18 protein-coding genes and 1 riboswitch are annotated in these 21,844 nt (G+C 39.0%); of the genes, 12 read left to right on the top strand and 6 right to left on the bottom strand.

Annotated features, from left to right (window positions below):
- Positions 1-48: 48 nt before the first annotated feature.
- From H6G25_RS14315 to H6G25_RS14305, 3 genes are all read right to left on the bottom strand, one after another.
- Complete coding sequence (locus H6G25_RS14315) at positions 49-2,874, bottom strand: pitrilysin family protein (RefSeq protein ID WP_190393055.1); 2,826 nt, start codon at positions 2,872-2,874, stop codon at positions 49-51.
- A gap of 143 nt (positions 2,875-3,017) precedes the next feature.
- Positions 3,018-3,452 (bottom strand): VOC family protein, encoded by a 435-nt coding sequence (locus tag H6G25_RS14310; protein WP_190393054.1) that lies wholly within the window; start codon positions 3,450-3,452, stop codon positions 3,018-3,020.
- A gap of 118 nt (positions 3,453-3,570) precedes the next feature.
- Positions 3,571-4,086 carry a TIGR02652 family protein gene (locus H6G25_RS14305; RefSeq protein ID WP_190393053.1) on the bottom strand — a complete coding sequence of 172 codons (516 nt, stop codon included), beginning with the start codon at positions 4,084-4,086 and terminating at the stop codon, positions 3,571-3,573.
- Positions 4,087-4,325: 239 nt separating this feature from the next.
- On the opposite strand from H6G25_RS14305, the gene H6G25_RS14300 reads away from it, so the two are divergent.
- The 6 genes from H6G25_RS14300 to H6G25_RS14275 all read left to right on the top strand — a co-directional run bounded on the left by H6G25_RS14300 (position 4,326) and on the right by H6G25_RS14275 (position 10,417).
- Positions 4,326-4,823, top strand: a complete 498-nt coding sequence (locus H6G25_RS14300; protein WP_190393052.1) for a gamma carbonic anhydrase family protein — start codon at positions 4,326-4,328, stop codon at positions 4,821-4,823.
- Positions 4,824-5,192: 369 nt separating this feature from the next.
- Positions 5,193-5,318 (top strand): photosystem II protein Y, encoded by a 126-nt coding sequence (locus H6G25_RS14295; RefSeq protein WP_028082918.1) that lies wholly within the window; start codon positions 5,193-5,195, stop codon positions 5,316-5,318.
- Between the two features lie 102 nt (positions 5,319-5,420).
- Entirely contained in the window at positions 5,421-6,686 is a 1,266-nt protein-coding gene (locus tag H6G25_RS14290) for a folylpolyglutamate synthase/dihydrofolate synthase family protein (protein WP_190393051.1), read from the top strand.
- Between the two features lie 182 nt (positions 6,687-6,868).
- Positions 6,869-7,064, top strand: a riboswitch (cyclic di-AMP (ydaO/yuaA leader).
- Between the two features lie 130 nt (positions 7,065-7,194).
- On the top strand, positions 7,195-8,040 hold the full coding sequence (ntrB, locus tag H6G25_RS14285) for a nitrate ABC transporter permease (protein WP_190393050.1): 846 nt from the start codon (positions 7,195-7,197) through the stop codon (positions 8,038-8,040).
- A 68-nt stretch (positions 8,041-8,108) separates the two neighbouring features.
- A complete protein-coding gene (locus H6G25_RS14280) occupies positions 8,109-9,551 on the top strand; it encodes an ABC transporter substrate-binding protein (RefSeq protein ID WP_190393049.1) in 1,443 nt (480 codons plus the stop codon).
- 32 nt (positions 9,552-9,583) lie between these two features.
- A complete protein-coding gene (locus tag H6G25_RS14275) occupies positions 9,584-10,417 on the top strand; it encodes a nitrate ABC transporter ATP-binding protein (RefSeq protein ID WP_190393048.1) in 834 nt (277 codons plus the stop codon).
- A 115-nt stretch (positions 10,418-10,532) separates the two neighbouring features.
- Here H6G25_RS14275 and H6G25_RS21250 read toward each other — a convergent pair whose 3' ends face one another.
- From H6G25_RS21250 to H6G25_RS14265, 3 genes are all read right to left on the bottom strand, one after another.
- Complete coding sequence (locus H6G25_RS21250) at positions 10,533-10,832, bottom strand: hypothetical protein (RefSeq protein ID WP_242034968.1); 300 nt, start codon at positions 10,830-10,832, stop codon at positions 10,533-10,535.
- Complete coding sequence (locus H6G25_RS21245; protein WP_242034967.1) at positions 10,829-11,365, bottom strand: hypothetical protein; 537 nt, start codon at positions 11,363-11,365, stop codon at positions 10,829-10,831. The genes H6G25_RS21250 and H6G25_RS21245 overlap by 4 nt, the downstream gene beginning before the upstream one ends.
- A 160-nt stretch (positions 11,366-11,525) precedes the next feature.
- The gene (locus tag H6G25_RS14265; protein WP_190393047.1) at positions 11,526-13,880 is read right to left on the bottom strand and encodes a ComEC/Rec2 family competence protein; all 2,355 of its coding nucleotides are present in this window, start codon (positions 13,878-13,880) and stop codon (positions 11,526-11,528) included.
- Between the two features lie 637 nt (positions 13,881-14,517).
- Between H6G25_RS14265 and H6G25_RS14260 the strand changes: the two genes are divergently transcribed.
- The 6 genes from H6G25_RS14260 (at position 14,518) to H6G25_RS14235 (ending at position 21,728) form a co-directional block, all read left to right on the top strand.
- Complete coding sequence (locus H6G25_RS14260; RefSeq protein WP_190393046.1) at positions 14,518-15,828, top strand: AAA-like domain-containing protein; 1,311 nt, start codon at positions 14,518-14,520, stop codon at positions 15,826-15,828.
- A 251-nt stretch (positions 15,829-16,079) separates the two neighbouring features.
- Positions 16,080-16,319 (top strand): DUF4160 domain-containing protein, encoded by a 240-nt coding sequence (locus tag H6G25_RS14255; RefSeq protein WP_190393045.1) that lies wholly within the window; start codon positions 16,080-16,082, stop codon positions 16,317-16,319.
- Positions 16,300-16,572, top strand: coding sequence for a DUF2442 domain-containing protein (locus H6G25_RS14250; RefSeq protein WP_199319764.1), 273 nt, complete (start codon positions 16,300-16,302; stop codon positions 16,570-16,572). The genes H6G25_RS14255 and H6G25_RS14250 overlap by 20 nt, the downstream gene beginning before the upstream one ends.
- Positions 16,573-17,170: 598 nt before the next feature.
- Positions 17,171-17,575, top strand: a complete 405-nt coding sequence (locus H6G25_RS14245) for a hypothetical protein (protein WP_190393044.1) — start codon at positions 17,171-17,173, stop codon at positions 17,573-17,575.
- Between the two features lie 355 nt (positions 17,576-17,930).
- A complete protein-coding gene (locus H6G25_RS14240) occupies positions 17,931-20,144 on the top strand; it encodes a TOMM precursor leader peptide-binding protein (protein ID WP_347239193.1) in 2,214 nt (737 codons plus the stop codon).
- Between the two features lie 456 nt (positions 20,145-20,600).
- Positions 20,601-21,728: a hypothetical protein gene (locus H6G25_RS14235; protein ID WP_190393042.1), complete on the top strand. Its 1,128-nt coding sequence runs from the start codon at positions 20,601-20,603 to the stop codon at positions 21,726-21,728.
- The last annotated feature ends 116 nt before the right edge of the window (positions 21,729-21,844 follow it).

The raw sequence follows: 21,844 nt of genomic DNA, 5'->3' as shown, positions 1-21,844 counted from the left end.
AAATAGATAGTTGTAGATTACACCTCTGACTATGACTCATAACTATACTCACTTGATGTTTTTATGGGCAAGAATTGGCGGACCTGCTGTGACGACAACAATTTTATCAGAGTGAAGTAACTCACGAGCAGCTTGATTGACTTGACTTAATTTAACCTGCTCTATCTTACTAACAAATGAGCGTAATTCTACCTGATTTAAGCCATAAACCTGATTCATGACCATTATTTCGCTGAGTTGTTCTGGACTAGCTAAGGAAATATGATAATTACTGATTAAATTAGCTTTGGCTGTTTCTACTTCCTCTAGGGTAACACCTTGTTGGTGAACTTGTTTGAGCAGGTTACGGGTACTGGAAATGGCTTTGTGTGCGTCTTCTGGACTGGTTTGCATTTCAATTAAAAATGTGCCGACATTCTTACCTGTGATGAAATTACTATAAATTCCGTAGGTTAAGCCTTGACGATCGCGCACTTCCGCCCCTAGTCTACTTGATAATGTATCACCTCCGAGAATTTGATTCAAGACCATCGCCGCGTAAAATCGTTTATCTTGACGATTAATCCCTGTATAACCCATATAAGTAACTGCTTGGGGTTTACCAGGAACAACGGGATTAAGATTAATGACATTTTTTGGCATCTCCACTTTGGGGTATTTTACCACTGGTGGTTGGCCTTTTACTTGCCAGTTGCCTAGTTGTGCTTGAATGAGCGATCGCACTTTGTTAATATCAAAATCGCCTACAATTGCTAATACTGTAGTATCTGGACGATAATGTTGGGCTTTAAAAGCTATCACGTCTTGACGTTTAATACTCTGAATACTCTCTGCTGTCGGAAAGCTATGTAGTGGGTGTTTTTTCGGATAAATAGATTGAAGGAAGATACGAGTTGCAATCTTTTCAGGATCATCTAAATCTGAATTTAGGGAGGTTAAAGCCTGTTGACGCGAGAGTTTGAACTCTTTTTCTGGAAATGTGCTATTTTTAATTACGTCTGTCAATGTTAAGAGTAAAATCGGTAAATCTGCTGCTAAACTGCTACCTTTGATTCTCACACCTTCCCGATAGGCTTGAAAGTCCAAATTTGCGCCTTTTGCTGCTAATTCTTGATCAAGAGTCCGCATATCTTTGGTTTTCGTCCCATTCATCAGATTTGCTGCTACTAAGGAGGCTAATCCTCCCTTATGACTGCCATCAAATTCTGTTCCTGCTTTAATATGTCCGCTTAAAGTAACTGTAGGGGTAGACCTATCTGTTAATAGTAGTATGCGTAAACCATTAGCAAATTTTAACTCCTGGGGTATTTCCCTGATTCCTGTTTTCGGTAAGATATCTACAGGTGGTAAATATTTCTTTACTTCTGCTGGGACTTCAGTAATATCAGCGACAAAATGATCTTTTTTGATCTCGGAATCAGATTTGATCAGATTTGTACCTGTTTGTTGAGTAGGTTCAAAAAATCCCACTGTCCGCGCTTCTGGTTTTAGATATTTATTGATGACATTAATTACGTCCTTGGGTTGAACTTTCCGAATATCTATTAAATGATTTTCTGTATATTGGTAATTATCTGTTGTGATTTGATCATTACCCAATTGCATGGCTTGACTGGTTATATCACGATTATTTAAAATAACTGAAGCTGTTAATTGGCTTTTTGCTCGTTCTACTTGTTCTGTAGTGACACCAATTTTAATAACTTCTTTTAATGCTTTTGTTACCTTTGCATCAATTTTATACAAATCCTGATTTTCCGCAGCAGTTACTAATATTTCATACCAGCCTCCAGCCCGTAAACTAGCGACATTTGCTTTCAAATCACTAGCTAAACCCGATTCTACCAACTCTTGATATAGGTAAGAATTTTTACCCGCAGTTAAGATATAATCCATGACCTCTAAAGCAGGTACATCTGGTTGATTAATTTGAGGAAGGGGATAAATTATCTGTAGTAATGGATTTCCTCCCGGTTCTTGTAGTTTAATTGCAGGTGATGGGGAATAGGATGGAGTTATAAGATTATGGGATGAATATTGACCTTTAGGAATTTTACCAAAAATAGATTTGACACTTTTTAACGTTGGTGTGGTGTCAAAATCCCCGACAATTACCAAAACAGCATTGTCAGGACTGTAGAATTTTTGGTAATATTCTCTTAATTGTTCAACCGTAAATTTCTCTACATCAGCTTTAGTACCACCAATGGGTAAACCATAAGGATGATTGGGAAAAACTGACTTCATGACAGCGCGTTTTAGACGATATTCCGGGCTATTTTCGTAACCAAGTAATTCAGAAATCACCACTTGTTTCTCACTAGCTAACTGTTGAGGATCTATGAGTGAGTTCTTCATTCTATCTGCTTCTAAGGTTAACACAGAGGTGAGTTTATGCCCTTGAGCAGTGTTGTAATATGCGGTTTGGTCATAACTGGTAAAAGCATTAGAATCACTACCCAAAGCACTAAATAACTGGCCAAATTGAATCGGGCGATCGCTAGTACCTTTAAACATGATATGTTCTAATTGGTGAGCAATGCCATTTACCCCAATTGCTTCTTGACCAGAACCAAATTTATACCATACTTGTACTGTCACCACCGGAGCATTATGAACCTCCTTCGTGATCACGGTTAAGCCATTGTCGAGGACTGTTTTCCGCACGTTTGCTGTAATGGCGAAATTGGCTGTTTCTTTAGTAACTAGTGTTTCCAGGGATTTTTCCGGGTTGGACTTGTAGGGTGTTGTTGATAAACCCCCTTCTTTGAGATTAAAAGTAGCATCGTGATTTAATGAAAATGCGGCTATTACCCAAAGACTCAAGATCAGTAAAGAAAAGCGATGTCGTTGTGCTAGAGAAAAAAAAGACATATCTTTGGCGAATAGATATATGTAACTTAGATTACATATATTGATGGACTAGAAAAATTGAGCAAATGTTTCCTGAGTACCCCATAGAAAATAAAAGTGTACCTGAAAGGGAAAAATATTATATCAGCCAAAAGGCATGAATACTAATTTTCGGGAGATTTATGCAAAAACCGTATAAACTCCAGAGGTAAACCGTCAAAATCAGCGATAAACGTGACTTCCAAGATTTTATCGCCTATTTGCTGCTGTGTAGGTTGCAAAAGAATCTTCAGAGGTGGTAAACTTTCTCTTGCAGCTAACCGTGTTTTTAAACTTTCTAGCCAAGTTGGTAAATCTGGTGTAATGTGTGTTAAATCAAAAGCCAGATGATAGTAACCCACATAATGTTCATCCTCAAAAGCATCTGGGGCTGGTTTTGGTTGGGGAATTTGGATCAGTTCAATTCTCCCTCCCAAACCTTCCATCCAGCAAGCTAGAGTATAACCGGTGGTGAAGCGATCGCGCACCGTAAACCCTAGTGTTTCATAAAAAGCGATCGCTAGATGGATATTTGCCGTTCTAATCGAAGTATGGTGCATAGAATTTCGGATTTTGGATTTTAGATTTTGGATTAATCTACAACCTAAAACCCAAAAAAGAGAACAGGTAGGAATACAAGAAGATATTTACAATCACCTATTACCTATTACCTATTACCTATTCAAACAACCGGAAATATGGGTAACGGACTGGTACACCAGGTTCTTTATCCAAATCAAAATTAATCACTTCCCAACAAGGTTCTGCGGCAGAATCAGGGCTAAAATCTACAGGTAAGCCATATAACCGCGCCCCTGTAGTAACTTCCCCTTGTCCAGAACGCCAGGGCGTACTACGTTCCAAATAGCCATTCATTAACTCCTGATAACGGTTAGCAACAATTATTCTCGTAGCCCGATAACCTTGAGTATAAAGCTTATCTAAAGCTTCGTGAATTTCAAAACGAATCCCATCAGGATGAGTATGTTGACGATACCATTCGCCATCCCATCTGCGCCAGTGACGACCGGACTGTAAATGAACCAATTCCCCAGTTTTGGGTTCAGCTTCAAATGCGCCATGACGGGGACACAAATAAGTATCCGTCAATGTCAACGCTGAAATATTTTGGCGACAGTGGGGACACTGTATTTCAGGGCCAAATATCGGGTACTGAAAGCCTGGATTTATCATGAAGTGCGTATAAACATAGTATTGTTTTTCTGCCAGCACCAGTAGGTTTAACTTTACACTCCTGCTCCACTACTTTAGATAACTTGCTTACTCCTGCATAAAAGTGGGGATAGTGCCTGAGAACAAGTTTCACAACCGTCTGACCATAGAAGGCCAAAGCCGTGATATTCTGGTTTGACAACCAGCCCTAAAGGTTGGAGTTTCTCCAGTGTTCCTGGGTACAATATCCATATTCTATCGTGTCTATCTCTTCTGACTCAAAATCTCCTGAATTTTCTCAAGCTGCTTTTGTGGCAGCCAACGCTATAATCATTGGTTCTGTAACCATAGCAGCCAGAGCCAGTATTTGGTATGGATCTGTGGTTAGAGGTGATGTAGAACGGATTGAAATTGGCGAATGTACAAATATTCAAGACGGTGCAATTCTCCATGGTGATCCGGGTTTACCAACAATTTTAGAAGATTATGTCACTGTTGGCCATCGGGCTGTTGTCCATTCTGCTCACATTGAACGTGGTAGTTTAATTGGTATTGGTGCTATTATCTTAAATGGTGTTAGAGTCGGTGCAGGTAGTATTATCGGTGCGGGTGCAGTAGTTACCAAAAATGTCCCCCCTGGTTCTCTAGTCCTCGGCCTCCCCGGTAAGGTAGTTCGTCAACTCACAGACACCGAAATCACTGAACTCATTGCACACGCGGAAAAATACTATCAATTAGCCCTGCTTCATGCTGACTAGGTAATGGGTAATTGGTAATTGGTAATGGGTAATTGGTAATGGGTGATTCACGTTTTACAACTGACCACCGACTTTTAATTAAACTTTACATACAACCTTGAAAAAATTCCCCACTTGAGTTCTCAATCAAAACTGAGAACTGTTGACCAAAAAAAATCGGATACAATCCCCGTTCTTATAGGACGGCTTTATAGTAAACTAGGTATAGTCGCCACAGGGCATTGGGAGACTATAAACGGACATGGAGACTGAATAAGACTACTTTTCGGTAGCACCAGTCAGTGCAGTGTCAAAGAATCCTCGCTCATGAAAGGACGAGGAGGTATGTCAAAAAACTTAAAATTTTTAATTTACAGAGGGTTTCTAAATATGGACATTGATACTCGTGTAGTAATTGTTTTAGCACCTTTAGCGATCGCTGCTAGTTGGGCTGCTTTTAATATCGGCGCTGCTGCTATTAGACAAATACAAAACTTTTTGAGCAAAGAAGCGTAATTTGGAGAATAGGGAACAGGGAACAGGGAACAGGGAACAGAGAATAGGCAAGAGTTCTACCAATTCTAATCTAATTACCAAATTACCAATTACACAATTCCCATGAGCATAGATTCCCTACTCCAACCTTTTCAGCATTTTGGTGTCAATTTGGGGTTATCTCGAATTGTCAATTTATTGGCAATTTTGGGAAATCCCCATCACCAAGTGCCAATTGTTCATGTCGCTGGTACTAATGGTAAAGGTTCTGTTTGTGCTTATCTGTCTGCGGTACTTACTGAAGCTGGTTATAAAACTGGACGCTACACCTCCCCCCATTTGGTTGATTGGACAGAACGTATCTGTGTGAATGAACAAGCAATTAATAGTGATAAATTGTGTGAATTAATACTTAAAGTTCAAGCAGCAATTAATCCAGATGAAGAATCTCCTACCCAATTTGAGGTAATTACCGCAGCCGCTTGGTTATATTTTGCCCAGCAACAAGTTGATATTGCGGTAATTGAAGTCGGACTAGGAGGACGTTTAGATGCCACTAATGTCTGTGATGATCCTTTAGTGACAATAATTACTTCCATAAGTCGAGAACATTGGCAACAACTAGGACCAACTACAACCCATATTGCCAGAGAAAAAGCGGGAATTATCAAACCCGGATGTCCGGTGGTGGTGGGTTCATTACCAGAAGCAGCCCAAAAAGTCGTGCGATCGCGTATTCTAGAATTACAATGCCCGATTTTTACCCCCGCACCCTCTCGTAAAATTAATCAAAACTGGGCCGAATATCAAAAAATAGCCAGTCCAGAAACAATAAAATACCCCTTAGCATTACAGGGACAAATTCAATTACATAATTCAGCCTTAGCAATAGCAGCTTTGGAAATCTTGCAAAAACAGAATTGGCAAATTTCTGAACAAGCTATTATTCAAGGAATGGCTAAAACCAAGTGGCCAGGGAGAATGCAATGGATTACTTGGAAAACTTATCAAATCCTCATTGACGGCGCACACAACCCAGCCTCAGCTAATGTTTTACGTCATTATGTAGATACACTCAAAACTAAAAACATTACTTGGGTAATGGGAATGCTGGCCACCAAAGATCATAGTGATATTTTTCAGGAACTTCTCAAACCAGGGGATAAATTGTATTTAGTGCCAGTACCCGATAGCAATTCAGCGGATTTAGGAAAATTAGCTAATTTAGCAGCGTCAATTTGTCCAGATTTAAAGTTTTGTAATACTTATACAGATGTATTTTCAGCCTTAGACGTTGCTTGTCCCTCCACAGATAATCAAGTTGTATTATGCGGTTCTCTGTATTTAATTGGTCATTTTTTATCAGCAGTCAAAGTTAGCCTAAGTTGACAATTTACATAGACAAATGACGGTTGACGGTTGACTGGTCACGGTTAAGAGTTCCCTACCCTCACAGATAACTTTTCCACCAAACCCCAGTTAAGTAACTAATACTAATATTTATGATTAATATTTATGATTAATACTGATGTTATCACTAGATATCAATGTTATCATACTACTATTAATTTCAAGTAAGTCAGCCTAGTCCAGTACATTACAACAGTAGCACTGGAACGGAAGAACCAAATTGTGGGGCGTGTTTTTGTCTTGACTAGTTGATTAATTTGCGCTTTAAAGTTCAAAATCATTCTAAAATAAAGTAAAAAATGGTATCTCTCAACCCTAGCCCGTCAGCTAACTTCCTAGGCATTGAGAAAAGACTGAAGAGACAGAATCATAATTATTAATTATAATTAATAATTATCATGATGTTCTGATCTCATCAGTGTCCAAGGTTGGTACTATCTAATTTAATTTCTTTGCACCCGCGCTTAACTCTGCTGAGGTAAAATAAATGATATTGCAACTAAATTTAGCAGCCATTATAGCAGTTGCTAGTCAAACTGTGTGGAGAAAAGCCAAAACGATAATTTTTCAAGACACTTTTTTATTCCCAGCATTAGGCTGTTTGGGAATTATTTTATTGTGGTGGGTGGTAGCATTAGCTAATCATGAATTAATGCCTACACCACCAGAAGCTTTAATTGCTAATTGGGAATATATTTTACATCCATTTTATGAAAGAGGTCCGGGTGATTTAGGAGTTGGTTGGTTATTATTAGCCAGTTTACGCCGGGTAATATTAGGATTTGGTTTGGGGGCATTAGTGGCCATTCCTTTGGGTTTTTTAATCGGAATGTCTAGACCGGCAATGCTGGCTTTTAATCCCATTATTCAGATTTTTAAACCTGTATCTCCATTGGCTTGGTTGCCCATTTCTTTATCTCTTTTTAATTTAGCAGATCCTTCCGCTATTTTCGTCATTTTCATTACGTCGCTATGGCCAACAATTATTAATACTGCTTTGGGAGTTTCTAGCGTCCCCAAAGATTATTTAGATGTAGCGCAAGTCCTAGAAATGCCCCGCTGGCGACAAATTACTAAAATCATTTTACCTGCTAGTTTACCTTATATTTTTACTGGTTTGAGAATTAGTTTAGGCATTGCTTGGCTAGTAATTGTAGCTGTAGAAATGCTCACCGGAGGTATAGGAATTGGCTTTTTTGTTTGGGACGAATGGAGTCGTTTAAATCTGAGTTCTGTGTTTTTAGCAGTGTTTATAATTGGTTTAACAGGGTTGATTTTAGATTATGCTGTGGGCAAAATTCAAGAGTTAGTTACTCACCGTCCAGGAGGTTAATGATTTTTTCTCACGCAAAGGAGCAGAGAGATTTAAGAGAATTTTTCAATTATTAATGATTAATTATTATGAGTGAAAATTATTTAACTCGCAGGGATTTTATTGCGGGAATGGGTGCGACAACTGCGGGAATTATATTATCTTCCTGTGCTGTTTCTGGAGATAGGTCTGCTAACGGACTAACAGAAGAAGCTTTAGCGGTGACACAGGTAGTTAGACCCCAAGATTTAGAGAAACCTAATCTTACGGTTGGTTATGTCCCTGTTAATGATTGTGCACCATTTGCGATCGCTTGGAAAAAAGGATTTTTCCGTAAATATGGCTTAAATGTCACACTTAACCGGGAAGCTAGTTGGGCTACTTCCCGCGACGGCTTGATTTTTGGTCGTCTCGACGCTTCCCCTGTCGTTTCCGGTGCTGTCACTAATGCTAGAATTGGCGCGGAAGGTGCCCGTCATGCTCCCCTATGTGCTGCAATGACTATCCACCGACATGGTAACGCTATGACCATGAATAAGGAAATGTGGGACTATGGTATCCGTCCTTGGTACGAATATCAACAGAAATACGCTGAGGGGGCTTTAGAAGCCTTTGGAAGGGACTTTCGCGGTTATTTTGACAAACAACCCCCAGAAAAGAAAATCTGGGCTGTAGTCCTCAGTTCTGCCATTTATGAATATTTCGCTCGTTATCTTTCCGCTGCTGCGGGTGTTGATCCTCTTAAAGAATTTCGGATCATCATTGTTCCTCCACCACAAATGGTGACAAATATGAGAATTGGCGCAATGCAAGCCTATATGGTGGCTGAACCTTGGAATACTAGAGCAATTACTGGTAATGAAGGTATTGGTTTTACTTTTGCTCAAGGTAAGGAAATATGGCACGGACACCCAGACAGACTATTAGGGGTAATGGAATCTTTTATTATTAATTACCCTAAAACTTACCGTTCTTTAGTAAAAGCCATGATAGAAGCTTGTCAATATTGTAGCCGACCTGAAAATCGTCAACAAATAGCTGAATTACTCACAGAACGTGCTTTTACTGGTGCAAAACCCAAAAAATCAGGTGTTCCTATTACCAAGTTTACCGGACCGGGAATTATTGGTAATTATAACTATGGTGGTTTTGACGGTCAAGACCGCACGATAAAAGCAGATGATACCACAATCTTTTATGATCTTCCTAACACTATTCCCCACGAAATAGGAGAACATTCAACATTTTTATGGCGTTCTCGCAGTCTTTGGTTAATGACTCAAGCAGCCCGTTGGGGACAAATCAAAGAAATTCCTAAAAACGCCGAACAAGTAGCCGCAAAAGGTTGGAGAACAGATTTATATCGGGAAATAGCCACAGAAATGGGTATTCAATGTCCCGCAAATGATTATAAGGTTGAACCTCCAGAGGCATTTATAGATAAAAAAGGATTTGATCCCAGTGATCCTGTAGGATATCTTCATAGTTTTGATATCCGCGCTAATGCTCCCGCTCGATTTTTTATGTCTTAAAAAAAAGTTAATTAGATCAAGGGTGATTAATCATGACATATCCAATTTTAACAGATAATAATACCACAGAAAGACAACGAAACGGATTTTTAGAAATTGAGAACTTGGTTAAATCCTATCCCACCCCAGATAAAGGCAAATTTGTCGTTTTAAATAATATTAATTTAACTATTGGTGAAGATGAATATATTTCTGTAATTGGTCATTCTGGCTGCGGTAAATCCACATTATTAAAAATAATTGGCGGTTTTGAAAAAGCTACTTCTGGTTCTGTGCGTTTAGAAGGAAAAGAGATTCGTAAACCAGGAGCAGAGAGAATGATGGTATTTCAAAATTACTCATTATTACCCTGGTTAACTGTCCGCGAAAATATCCGTTTAGCTGTAGATGAAGTATTAAAAAATGCTAATCGTGCCGAAAAAATTAGCATTGTCAATGAACACTTAGCTATGGTAAACTTGACAGCAGCGGCCGACAAATATCCTGATGAAATTTCTGGAGGTATGAAACAAAGGGTAGGTATTGCTAGAGCTTTAGCAATTCGTCCCAAAATGTTATTAATGGATGAACCTTTTGGTGCTTTAGATGCTCTAACTCGTGGTAAATTACAACGTCAAGTATTAGATATTTGGGAACATCATCGTCAAGCAGTTATGATGATTACCCATGATGTGGACGAAGCAATTTATATGTCAGATCGGATCATTTTAATGACTAATGGACCATCTGCAAACATTGGAGAAATTTTAACAGTTCCTTTTGCACATCCTAGAGATAGAATGGCCATGCGGAACTCAACGGAATATTTTGAACTCCGCAACCACGCTCTTAATTTTCTTGACCAAAATTTTACCCCAGAAGAGTAATAATTGGCGTTGCTGATTTGAGGAAAAAAATACAATTCATACCGCTATTATGCAACGCCTAATAATCAATTATTATTTAATAATTGAGTTAAAATAAACTGGGATGTTTTTTTGATTATCTATCAGGTATAGCTTTCAAATCTGTAACTTTCAAAACCTCAGTTCTACCTTTTCTGACTATCAAAGTAGAATCAGCATTACCATTTTCAGTAATAGGTTGTTCTAAAATATAAGTGTAATTTGCATTTTTCCAAGCTGTACGACATACACCGTCTCGACAAACTATTTTACCACCTCTTAACCTGAGACATTTACCATTAACGTCACATCCTTGATAACTCACATTTCCTGTACCATTCACACCATTCCAAGAGTTGCTATTACTAATAGTAATCTTCCATTTCCCATTACTCAAGGTGTACGAATCTTTTTTTTTGAACTTTCATTCACAACTTCCATTTTAGTAATGATTGATTGTTTACGAGTTTTTCCACAGGGTTCTGCACTCTGACAATCATTAACTGATTCTACTTTATAAGTAACGCGGACTTTTTTATTCAAAAACTTCTTCTCGTCACAAACTTCAAAACTTGCGCCAACATTGTGTTGTATTCCTTTATTATCTACTAAGGTGACATAACACATTAAATCACCACTGACTATTTTTTTTACTCTTCCCTCCTTTGGTTGTTGATTTGCACCTTTTTTAGTCTTCTTATTGTTGTCTAGGTTTTTACCAACAGGTTCTTTCTTCTCTTCTGTTTCTGATTGTAGAGAAGATGCTTGTTTATTCCGTTGTTCACTTGCTACTACCAGAGCAGTTTTCATTTGATTTTGTGTTACAGTAGCAGCAGCCTCTTCTTTAAATGTATCCTTTAATGCGCTAGTACAAGCTATCAAAGATACACAGCTAAAAATTAAAGCAATTGGGGAAATTGATTTTTTCATGGTGAAATTGCACTAGTTGAGAATATTTCTGTATTTTAACATAAACCAAATCACAAGTAAGTCAACAGGATAAAACCGATGTATATGTAGTTTTCTAAAAACCTTCGTATTCTTTCTTTGGGTTTTTGCTCCTTTGTATCTTGGCGGGAAAAAACCCATATTATAAAACAGAAGATTTATTTTCTGTTGTTTGAATGAAAGTTTGAAAATCCCCGTTGGGTGTCCATTGAATCGCACCATCTTTACCAGTAAAAAAAAGCTTCGTTTGTCCTTTACTTAAAGAAGATAATGTTTTACTATCTAAATTATTAGTAGGAGCGATGGCTATTTGCGGTTTAAGTGCTAGAATTAGATTTTGTAAAGATTCTGATGGACACCATAAAACTTGGGGAGAAGACAAATCTCCGCTTTTAATTAACTCTTGAATTTGTTGGGATTTAATATTACCGACTAGTAACCAGTTTTGATTAAAAATTTGTAATTTTAAAATTGGTATCTGCTCATTAATTAATTGTGCGATAATTGTTGGATTATTTATCGGTTGACCAACTGATAAACCTTGATAGATTCCTTGCTGTTTTTGGAGTTGTTGTTGGAGTAATTGAGTTGTAATATTGTCTTCTAAATCGGGAGTATATTCATATAAATTTTTAATTGGTATATCTTGCATAATTTCCAACCAAGCATCATGACTATAACCGGGGAACTTACTAGCGACAGCCAAATTAACTTGATTTATCCCTTGCTGTCTTAAAAATGGTAAAATTGTAAATCTACCTGTACCTTCATTTCCTCCATTAACTATCGCAATATTACCTCGATCTTGAATTACTAAAACTGGTGCAGTTCTGGTTTCTAATAAAGTAATTCTAAGCAAATTATTATGAGAATACCAAAGGGGAAAAAGTACCAAACCGGCCACAATAAAACCTGCGAACCACCAGCGTTTCTGCCACCATTTGACTAACAAAGGTAAAATAATTAAAAGATAGATAGTCAACATTTGCCAAATTGATATACTACCAACAGGTATCTGACTTCCTGGTAAATGATCAAAAAATTTCACCAGTTGAATTAACCAATGGGTAGGATAATATAAAAAACTCGCTAAAATACTTCCTAAATCTGGTAAAATTAAACCTACCAAACCGCTAATCATTCCCCCAATGCTAATCACAGAAATAAATGGTGTCGCCAGAATATTAAGAGGCACACTATAAACTATAATTACACAAGAAAATTCTAGCAATCGGGGTACAGTCCAAATTGTTGCGGCTAAAGATGCGGAAATTAAAGAACTAATTGTTGGTGGTAGCCAATCTAAACGTTTATCTATTGCTGGTGCGGTGACAATTAATCCTAATGTAGCTAAAAAACTTAATTGAAAACCTAAATTACAAATCCACAAAGGATTAAATATTAATAATAATGTTGCTGCTATCAACAAAGATCCCAACTGCTTTACACCTTTTTCTAAAGCCAAACCGAGCAAAGCCGCAAAGCCCATAATTACGGCTCTTAATACCGCAGGTTCAAAACCGGCTAAAAACAAAAAACCAGTTAATCCCAAGCTACCCAGAGTGATCTGAGTCGCTTTATTTTTGCGTCTTGTTAGCTGTAAAATTACACCCAAAATTAAAGAAGTTTGAAAACCAGAAGCCGCCAAAGCATGAGCCAAACCCGTCCTGACAAATAAATCACGGGTATCATAGGGTAAATCAACAGCCTTAGCGCCTAAAACCATGGAACTAACAAGAGGACCTTCAGGAACACCTAATAAACGAGCTTGTGATCTCCCGATTTTCCCACGAACTTGCCACCATCCCCAAGGACGTTGATCATCGAGAATATTAATCTGTCTTCCCACTAAACCAGCAAAAGTCCCCTCCTGTCGCAGATATTTCTGAAAATCAAAACCACCAGGATTTAACGCTGCTGTTGGGTTATACAAAAATCCTGTCACCGCAATTTCTTGTCCAGGATATAAACCAGTAGACTGAAGTATCGGTACAGTCACGTATAACCTACCTGTTACCTCCCTGGGATTCCCCCCAGAAGCTTGATTATTCTGTACCTCATCTAACTGAGTCGCTGTTAACCAAAATTGTCCCCTTTGACTGCGAGTTAAGCGAGGATTACTATCCACCAAACCTCGCACAATCACTAATTGTTCAACATTGCTCTTATCCTCAACCACAAAGCGACTAATATCTTTTATACCAGGTTGAGGTAATCGCAAATTAAAATAAAAAGTAGCCAACAAGCCCACCACACCGGCTATCAACCATACAGTAGGATGGGGAATATTTATCCAGTTATTAGCAACTGGCTTTGTTTTGCTAACAGTCGCACCTTTTTTAAGAGCAAATTTCCGCAGATTAACATATATTCGGCGAAATAAAAGCGCCCCTACCACACCCAATAGTAAAATCCAGACACCACCCCAAGGAATTGCAGTCAATAGCAAACCCAAAATATAACTAAGACAGATAATTATTCCACTCGTGAGCATCATAAATCAAAAAAATACAAATAACCTAAGAGCTAATTGACGATGAGCATGACATCTTTGAAGATCTCCATTCTTATCCTCCAGTAACTTACCATGCCAATCGGTCACTCCCACAAAAGTCCCCACTACAAAGATCGCAATCCCCATGATTGCTGGATGTCCCCAATGTACAATCGCTATGAATGGACTTGGTAAAATTACTTATGATAGCACTAAACAAGGTTTCAATGTAATGACGAGTATGTTGTTTAATATATTGAATCCAAGGGTGGTCTTGACGCTTAGAGTTCTTTTTCCGCATCACTTTCAAACTAACTTGACTGGTTTGTTTGAGATCATCTTCTATACTCTAATCAGTGTAAGCTGAATCACCATAAACTTCACTACACTCTACGACTATCTTCCTTATGCCCAATCGCTTTCAATAAGTCATCTGTTTATATTTAAGCTACTTTTGTTACTTATTATACCCATTCTGTGCTACAAAATGAAGTGCGGAATGTGGGATCTATTAAACTCCACCATTACCTGAGTTCAAACCTGAGAACACCTGACTTCTTTCTGACTTCTTTCTGACTTACATCTATCTTTGGCCTGACTTTTACCTTAGAATAAGAGCGTTAAACTCAAAATCGCCTCCATGCCCCGATCGCTGAGAGTCCAACCAACCCAACTAGACCGCGTCAAACTAGCCCTCCAAAGAAACGGCTACCCCAGCCAACGGGCCCTAGCCGAAGAAGTTGGATTATCTCTTGCTACCGTCAATAACTTTCTCAGGGGTAAACCCGTTGACTACAAATCCTTTGAAGAACTCAGTCGGCAATTGGGCTTCAAATGGAAAGACATCGCCAACCTCGACCTTGAAACCAACACCCCCACCAAACCCCAAAGCCTCGATTTTTTTGACACGGAACCTGATAATTATTCCCCACCCTACCCCAACGGCGCAGTCCCCCTTGGCTCCCCCTTTTACCTCGAACGCAAACCCGTCGAAGCCCATATCAAACAAGAAATCAAAAAACCAGGAACCTTAATCCGCATCAAAGCACCGAGGGAAATGGGCAAAACCTCCCTACTAGTGAGAATCTTAGAATTTGCCAAAACTCAAAACTACCACACCGTCAGCCTCAACCTAGACCAAGTCGATCGCCCCATCTTAAACGACCTTAACCAATTTTTGCGCTGGCTCTGTGCCAACCTTGCCCGACAACTGCACCTCAAATCTCACCTAGACGAGTATTGGGATGAAGACTTAGGCAGTAAAATAAGCTGTACCTCCTACTTTGAAGACTATTTACTAAAATCTCTTCAAAATCCCCTCATTTTAGCCCTAGACGAAGCCCAACAAATTTTTGAACATTCCAACCTGGCCCAGGACTTTTTACCCCTACTGCGATCGTGGTACGAAGAAAGCAAAACCTCACCCCTCTGGCAAAAACTCCGCCTGGTTATCGTTCACTCCACAGAAATCTACGTCCCGCTCCAGCTTAACCAGTCCCCCTTCAATATCGGATTACCCATTCAGTTAACTCACTTTTCCGAAGAAGAAGTTAAAAAATTAGCTCAATGCTACGGTCTGGACTGGGAACAGGGAGAAGATTGTCAAAAACTAATGGAGATGGTGGGTGGCCATCCCGCCTTGATACAGATCGCCCTCTATCACCTGAGTCGTCGAGAAATGACCCTAGAGCATCTATTAGAAACTTCTGCCACAAATGTCGGCATTTATACCCATCATTTACAGCGACATTGGTTATATTTAAAAGAATATCCCGAATTATTAACAGCCCTCCACTCAGTTCTACCCGGTATTGAGCGGGTTAACCTAGAACCAATTTTTGTCCATAAACTAACCAGTCTCGGATTGGTTAAACAGTTAGAATCAAATTTTGTTTTCAGTTGTGAGTTATATCGCCAGTTTTTCCTAAACCATCAAAATTATGCTCTCTAAACCGCGTTTTAAATCCTGTTATGGCGATTGCAATTTAGTTGAAGACACAGAAAAGTGATCGCAATTTAGTTGAAGACACAGAAACGCGATCGCCGTTATTAAAAACTTAAAAAGCGATCGCCAATTAGTGTAAGATAGGAAAACGCGATTAAAAGGCGCGTTATATTAACGTACTCTACAAGATCGATGATTCTTGCAGTTAATATTAAAATCAAGAACTAACAACTCTTGATGATTACGAATTTCACTAAATGCCAACGGTAATTAGAATTGGACACTTTCGGTTTCACTTCTATTCTGATGAAGGTTCCGAGCCGCCACATATTCATGTTCGTTCTTCTGATGGCGAATGTAAATTTTGGCTTGAACCGATGGTTATTTTAGCTTCTAATCGTGGCATTCCTTCCCATGAGCTACGTGAAGTAGAGAGGTTAGTTTATCAAAATCAAGTTCTTTTAAGGAGTGCTTATCGTGATTTCCACAACCGTTAATTCCATGATGACTATTGAACCTGTCGCCATTCGAGCCTGGGCAGACAAACGCATGATATATGTTGAACTCAGTGATGGACGTATTATCGGTTTTCCTGGCGATCGCTTCTGCATCTTGAAACAAGCGACAAATGAGCAATTGGCGGCGGTTAAGGTTGAGGTAAACGGCTATGCTCTAAGGTGGGAAGAATTAGATGAGGATATTACTGTTCCTGGGATTATTGCGGGTCATTTTCAGTTACCCCCTTGCTAATCCGTTTTGACAGAAACCGGAGGATACATTTGCAAAGTGTAACGCAGATAATTAAGTCAATAAAGATAAAAATGTACGTTAATATAACGTACCCTAAAAACGTCCTGGCGTGGATCAGACACCGGTGAACGCGCGTTTGATCCTGTTCAATCTCATCACCAACGATTGCCAGGAACTGTTTGCATCCCGCAGTATTGGTTGCAGGTGCCAAATGGGAATCTCTTGGGACCCCCTGTGGAATTGAAAGAATCCAAGGCTAACACCGTTTCCTGGAGGTCTCACATCGGGAGATTGCCCCCAATCGGTCGCGATAGCGAGGATTTTTTCTCGGGTCACGGCTATTTCGGCGACAAACATTTGGTTTTGAACTTGAACAGCTTTGGCGACTGCCACGAGAGAGTTGGCCTGCGCCAGCCTTTGGTAAGCTTCCGCGAGTTTTTGGTTGTTAGCCTTGAGATCGTCCCGCGCTTGAAGGGTTTTAGTGGTGCCCTCCTGCGCTCCCGATATTGCCGAGACGACAAAACTCACGGAGGGCACAGAAGTGCCACCATCGGTAGGGGGCTTATCCGTACCGACGGCCGCGAAAACCTCAGTAAGAATGTCACTAATACCCAGGACTTACGCAAAATATCTCTCAAACCCTCTTTTCTTCGTTCTCTTCGTTCCTATCCCTGACGGGACGCTCCGCGAACGTGGTTCATTATTCCGTGACTTGTGCGTAAGTCCTAATACCTTTGGTGATGGCTTTTTTAAGGGTTTCGATCTCCTCCTCCTCGCTCGTCTTGATCGCCGAATCGCCCAGTGTCTGGATGGCTTGGTCGATATCGCGATTAAAGTCACCTTCGGCCGCGACAACCTGAGTAAGAATATGGATATTTTAATTTTAAGGCAAAGCGTCTGGTTTTTTGGGGTGATTTGTTCAATCACCTTTCTCGATGTCTTTGAACCTGACACTATCTATCAAACCCCGCCGCTACCTGAGTTCAAACCTGAGAACACCTGACTTCTTTCTGACTTTCACCTGAGAATAAGACCATTAACCTTAAAGTCCCCCCTCAATACAGCGATTCGCCGAAAGTCCAACAAACTCTCCAACCAAACCGCTACCCCAACCAACGCGCCCTCGCCTATCTAACTTCAAACCTGAGATTGACTGACTTCGTTCTGACTTCTGACTATCTTTGTTCCGACTTTTACCTTAAAATAAGACAGTTAAACTTAAAATTGCACTCAAACACTAGAAGTTTTCCTAAATCATCAAAATTATGCTCTCTAGACCGCGTTTTAAATCCTGTTATTCGGTTTCAACGATCGCCCCCGATCAAGTGTTGCTATTGTCGGAAAGAGGATCGGTCTGTTTGCAAGACCAATTTTTATATTTGGTTGCTTCTCTGGTGGACGGCGATCGCACTAACGATGAAATTATTGACAAAATCCAATGGCAATTACTGTCCACAATTCAAGATAATGCAACCTTATTTCAAGAAGTTTTAAATATTAGTCTTAAAATTCAAGCCGCCCTATTTCAACTAGAAAGAGAAGGTTATCTGGTCGAAAATGAAAATATTTTACCCGAAAATTTACTCGTTTTTTGTGAACATCTGAATATTCAACCGAAACTTGCTAATGAAAGATTGAAGACGACAAAAATTGCCGTTAGATCTTTTGATTGTCCAGGAACAGAAGCGTTAATTAATAATTTAAAATCGTTAAATATTCAAGTAGTTAAGGAAACGGATTCCCCTGATCTAACCATCGTTTTGATAGATGATTATCTTAACCCGAATTTAAAAGAGTTTAATCAACAAGCCCTACAATCTCAAACTCCTTGGCTATTAGTAAAACCTGTCGGTACAATTTTCTGGATGGGTCCGATTTTTAAGACTCAAGAAACCGCCTGTTGGCAATGTCTAGCCCATCGTTTGCAAGATAATCGGCCAATGGCCAGTTTTATTCAAAGACAGAATCAAGATTTGTTTGCTCCTATTTCCCCCCAAAGTCTTTTACCTTCTAGTCTAGAAACTGCGTTAGGAATGGTGGCAACGGAAGTTTTTAAATGGATTATTCAGAAAAAAAATAGCCAGTTAAATCAGACTTTAATCACCTATGATACTCTAACTTTTAAAAGTCAAGAACACTTTGTTATTAAACGTCCCCAATGTCCGAGTTGTGGACAAATGAGCCATGAATTAATGCAAAAACCTGTGCCAGTGGTCTTAGGTCATCGTCCAAAAACTTTTACTACTGATGGCGGCCATCGCATTTGTTCCCCGCAAGAAACCCTTAGAAAATATCAGCATTTTATTAGTCCCATAACAGGTGTAGTTCGAGAATTAATTAAAATTCCGTTAAATCCATTAAACCATACCTACATTGCCAAGCATCATTTTGTCACCATTTTTGATGATTTAGAGAATCTGCATAAAAATTTGGGAGGCAAAAGTTCAGGTAAGGGAAGAACCGATATTCAAGCCAGAGCCAGTGGTTTTTGTGAAGCAATCGAACGTTATTCTGGGGTATTTCAAGGCAACGAAATCAGGATAAAAAATAGTTATCAAAAAATGGGCGATCGCGCTATTCATCCTAATCATTGCATGAATTTTAGTCAACAACAATATGACAGCAGAATAGAATGGAATACTAACTGTCATGGTTGGTTTCAAAAAGTACCTGAACCCTTTGATCAAGAGCGAGAAATTGACTGGACACCTGTTTGGTCATTAACCGCAGGAGATTTTAAATATTTACCCACCGCTTATTGTTATTATGGCTATCCTCAACGGGATTATCTAGATTGTTGGGCAGACTCTAACGGTTGTGCCGCAGGAAATACCATTGAAGAGGCAATCTTGCAAGGATTTATGGAATTAGTAGAGCGGGATAGCATTGCTTTATGGTGGTATAACCGTCTCTCTAAGCCCCAAGTTAATCTAAATAGTTTTAACGATCCCTACGTTCAAAATCTGAGAGAATATTATCAAGAATTAGGTAGAGAATTATGGGTATTAGATATCACTAACGATCTAAATATTCCCAGCTTTGCCGCCATTTCTGCTAAAAAAGATAGCTCTGTAGAGGATATTATTTTAGGCTACGGTACGCATTTTGATGTCAATATTGCCCTCAGTCGCGCTTTAACAGAACTGAATCAAATTCTACCCAGTGTTTTAGCCGCTAACCCCGACGGAACAACAAATTATCCCCAATATGTTGATCCTTTAGCCCTTACTTGGTGGAAAGAAGCAAAATTAAGCGATCATTCCTATTTAATACCTGACTCCCATCTAAAAGCCAAAAACCAGACAGATTATGCCCAGTTTTTCAGTAATGATCTTTTAGATGACGTAAAACTTTGTCAAAAAATTGTCGAGGAGAAAAACATGGAAATGCTAGTATTAGATCAAACTCGTCCAGACATTGGCTTAAAGGTAGCAAAAGTGATCGTGCCAGGACTGCGACACCTATGGAAACGTTTGGGGGCAGGAAGATTGTATGATGTATCGTTAAAAATGGGATGGTTGTCTGAGTCTTTAACAGAAAATCAACTCAATCCTTTTCCTATGTGGATGTAAATCAAATTGTTGGATATTTAATTTATGCTCAATGGATACAAAATTGATGTGCGATTAGAAATATGGGCGTTGCTGATTTGAGGTATGAAAATGATTTTTGATGATTTCAAAACCCTTGTAGAGACGTTCCATGGAACGTCTCTAAGCAGGTAAACGGAAAAAAACGACATAAGTAACGAAAAGTAAAGTTGCCCAAAACCTGTTCCCTGTTCCCTTGTCATGAAGTTTATTGGGAAGTAAAAGATTCTGTTAAACTGTTGCCATCAGAGTATTTTCGACTGGAATACAACATTGCAGTCGAACCCTTTGAGCCTTATCTTACCGATATTGAAACAATGTTGTCACAGGAGATAGTGGAAAAAATTGTTTTTCATAATCCACTTCATTTTTATGGTTGAATATAAGTTACTAAAACTTTGAGAACCAAGATCATTTAGGAGAATTAGGATAAAAATTATGTTCAAACCAGATCAATGGTATGAAAAAACTACCTTTTATCAGGTATTAACCGTCGAACCTCACCATGGAGAAAACAAACAAAAGGATAATAAGAATCCGAGGAAAATCTTAAAGACAACATTAAACCTAAAATCAAGAGAAGCATTTAGTAAATGGGAACTCGACCAGGCGACAACGGATAAATTAAAGGGATTTCCATCGAGTCCAAGTATAAAAGATAAGCATGGCAATAATTTTGATCCTGTTGGTACTATAGCCGCATATTTGCCTTCTCCTGGAATTTGTCTGAAGGAAGATTTTCTAAAAAAGTTATCGCCATCTACTGTTGTAAGTGTGTTTAGCAATCAGACAGTGAATAGTAATATAAGTTATCCAATAGGAATTTTATTACGGGGACGTAAAATGTCTCAGTTAATTGCAAAAACATGGGATGCTTATTATCAAGCCAAAACAAAAGAAATAACCAAAAACGGACAGACAAAAAAAATTTGGTGGTACTTTTGTGAAGGTGACTGGGGAGAAATTACTAAACTTCCTGATGGTGATGATATATTAGATGGATTAATTGCCAGAGAAATTTTTCTCACCAGTGACAGTGCGGAACCTGACAAGCATGACCCAGAGGAGCTTGTTGGTTACTACCCACTTAAAGAGGATAAATCTAAGGTCCAAGACCCGGCAAAATTTGTGATCTCGCCGGCTAGTCAAGCCTGGGGGTCAATTGAATTAAGTCTTTTGCTGGCAGGACAAGTGTATCGCAAAGTCGGTTCCAAAGTCGCTTCCAATGATAATCAAAAATACCATCAAATTAGTCAACCTATTTTAAGCACTGGTGAAATAGTCACCATGTACAATCTAGAAGTATCTAGGAATATTTTCGCAGGAGAAATGCAAGAACTTTATGTTGATTGGGATAAACCTTCTGGTATTTACAAACTCGTTATTCCTTACCCTCCAATTCCTTCAGAACTCAATCTATCTTTAAAAGAAATTCAAGATTGGGCAAATGCTGAAGACGACAATGGAAAATTCCCTTTTTATCTTAAGGATTCAACCGGTCAATACCTAGTAGGGACTAAATTTAATACTCCCCCCTACCCTTATATTCCCCTTAGCTGTTTGTAGCTCAATTGAACTTTAGAGAACTCCACAAAAAAGATGAACTGCTTGCAGCACCGCCTCGCTATCCAATCTTGTGGGATGGGCATCCAGCAATCCTTGTATTATTAGCGGGCTTTTCT

The organism is Dolichospermum sp. FACHB-1091, assembly GCF_014697585.1.
Classification (GTDB): Bacteria; Cyanobacteriota; Cyanobacteriia; order Cyanobacteriales; family Nostocaceae; genus Dolichospermum.
The sequence above is the reverse complement of the archived record's forward strand: the minus strand, read 5'-3'. Positions and strand labels throughout refer to the sequence as shown.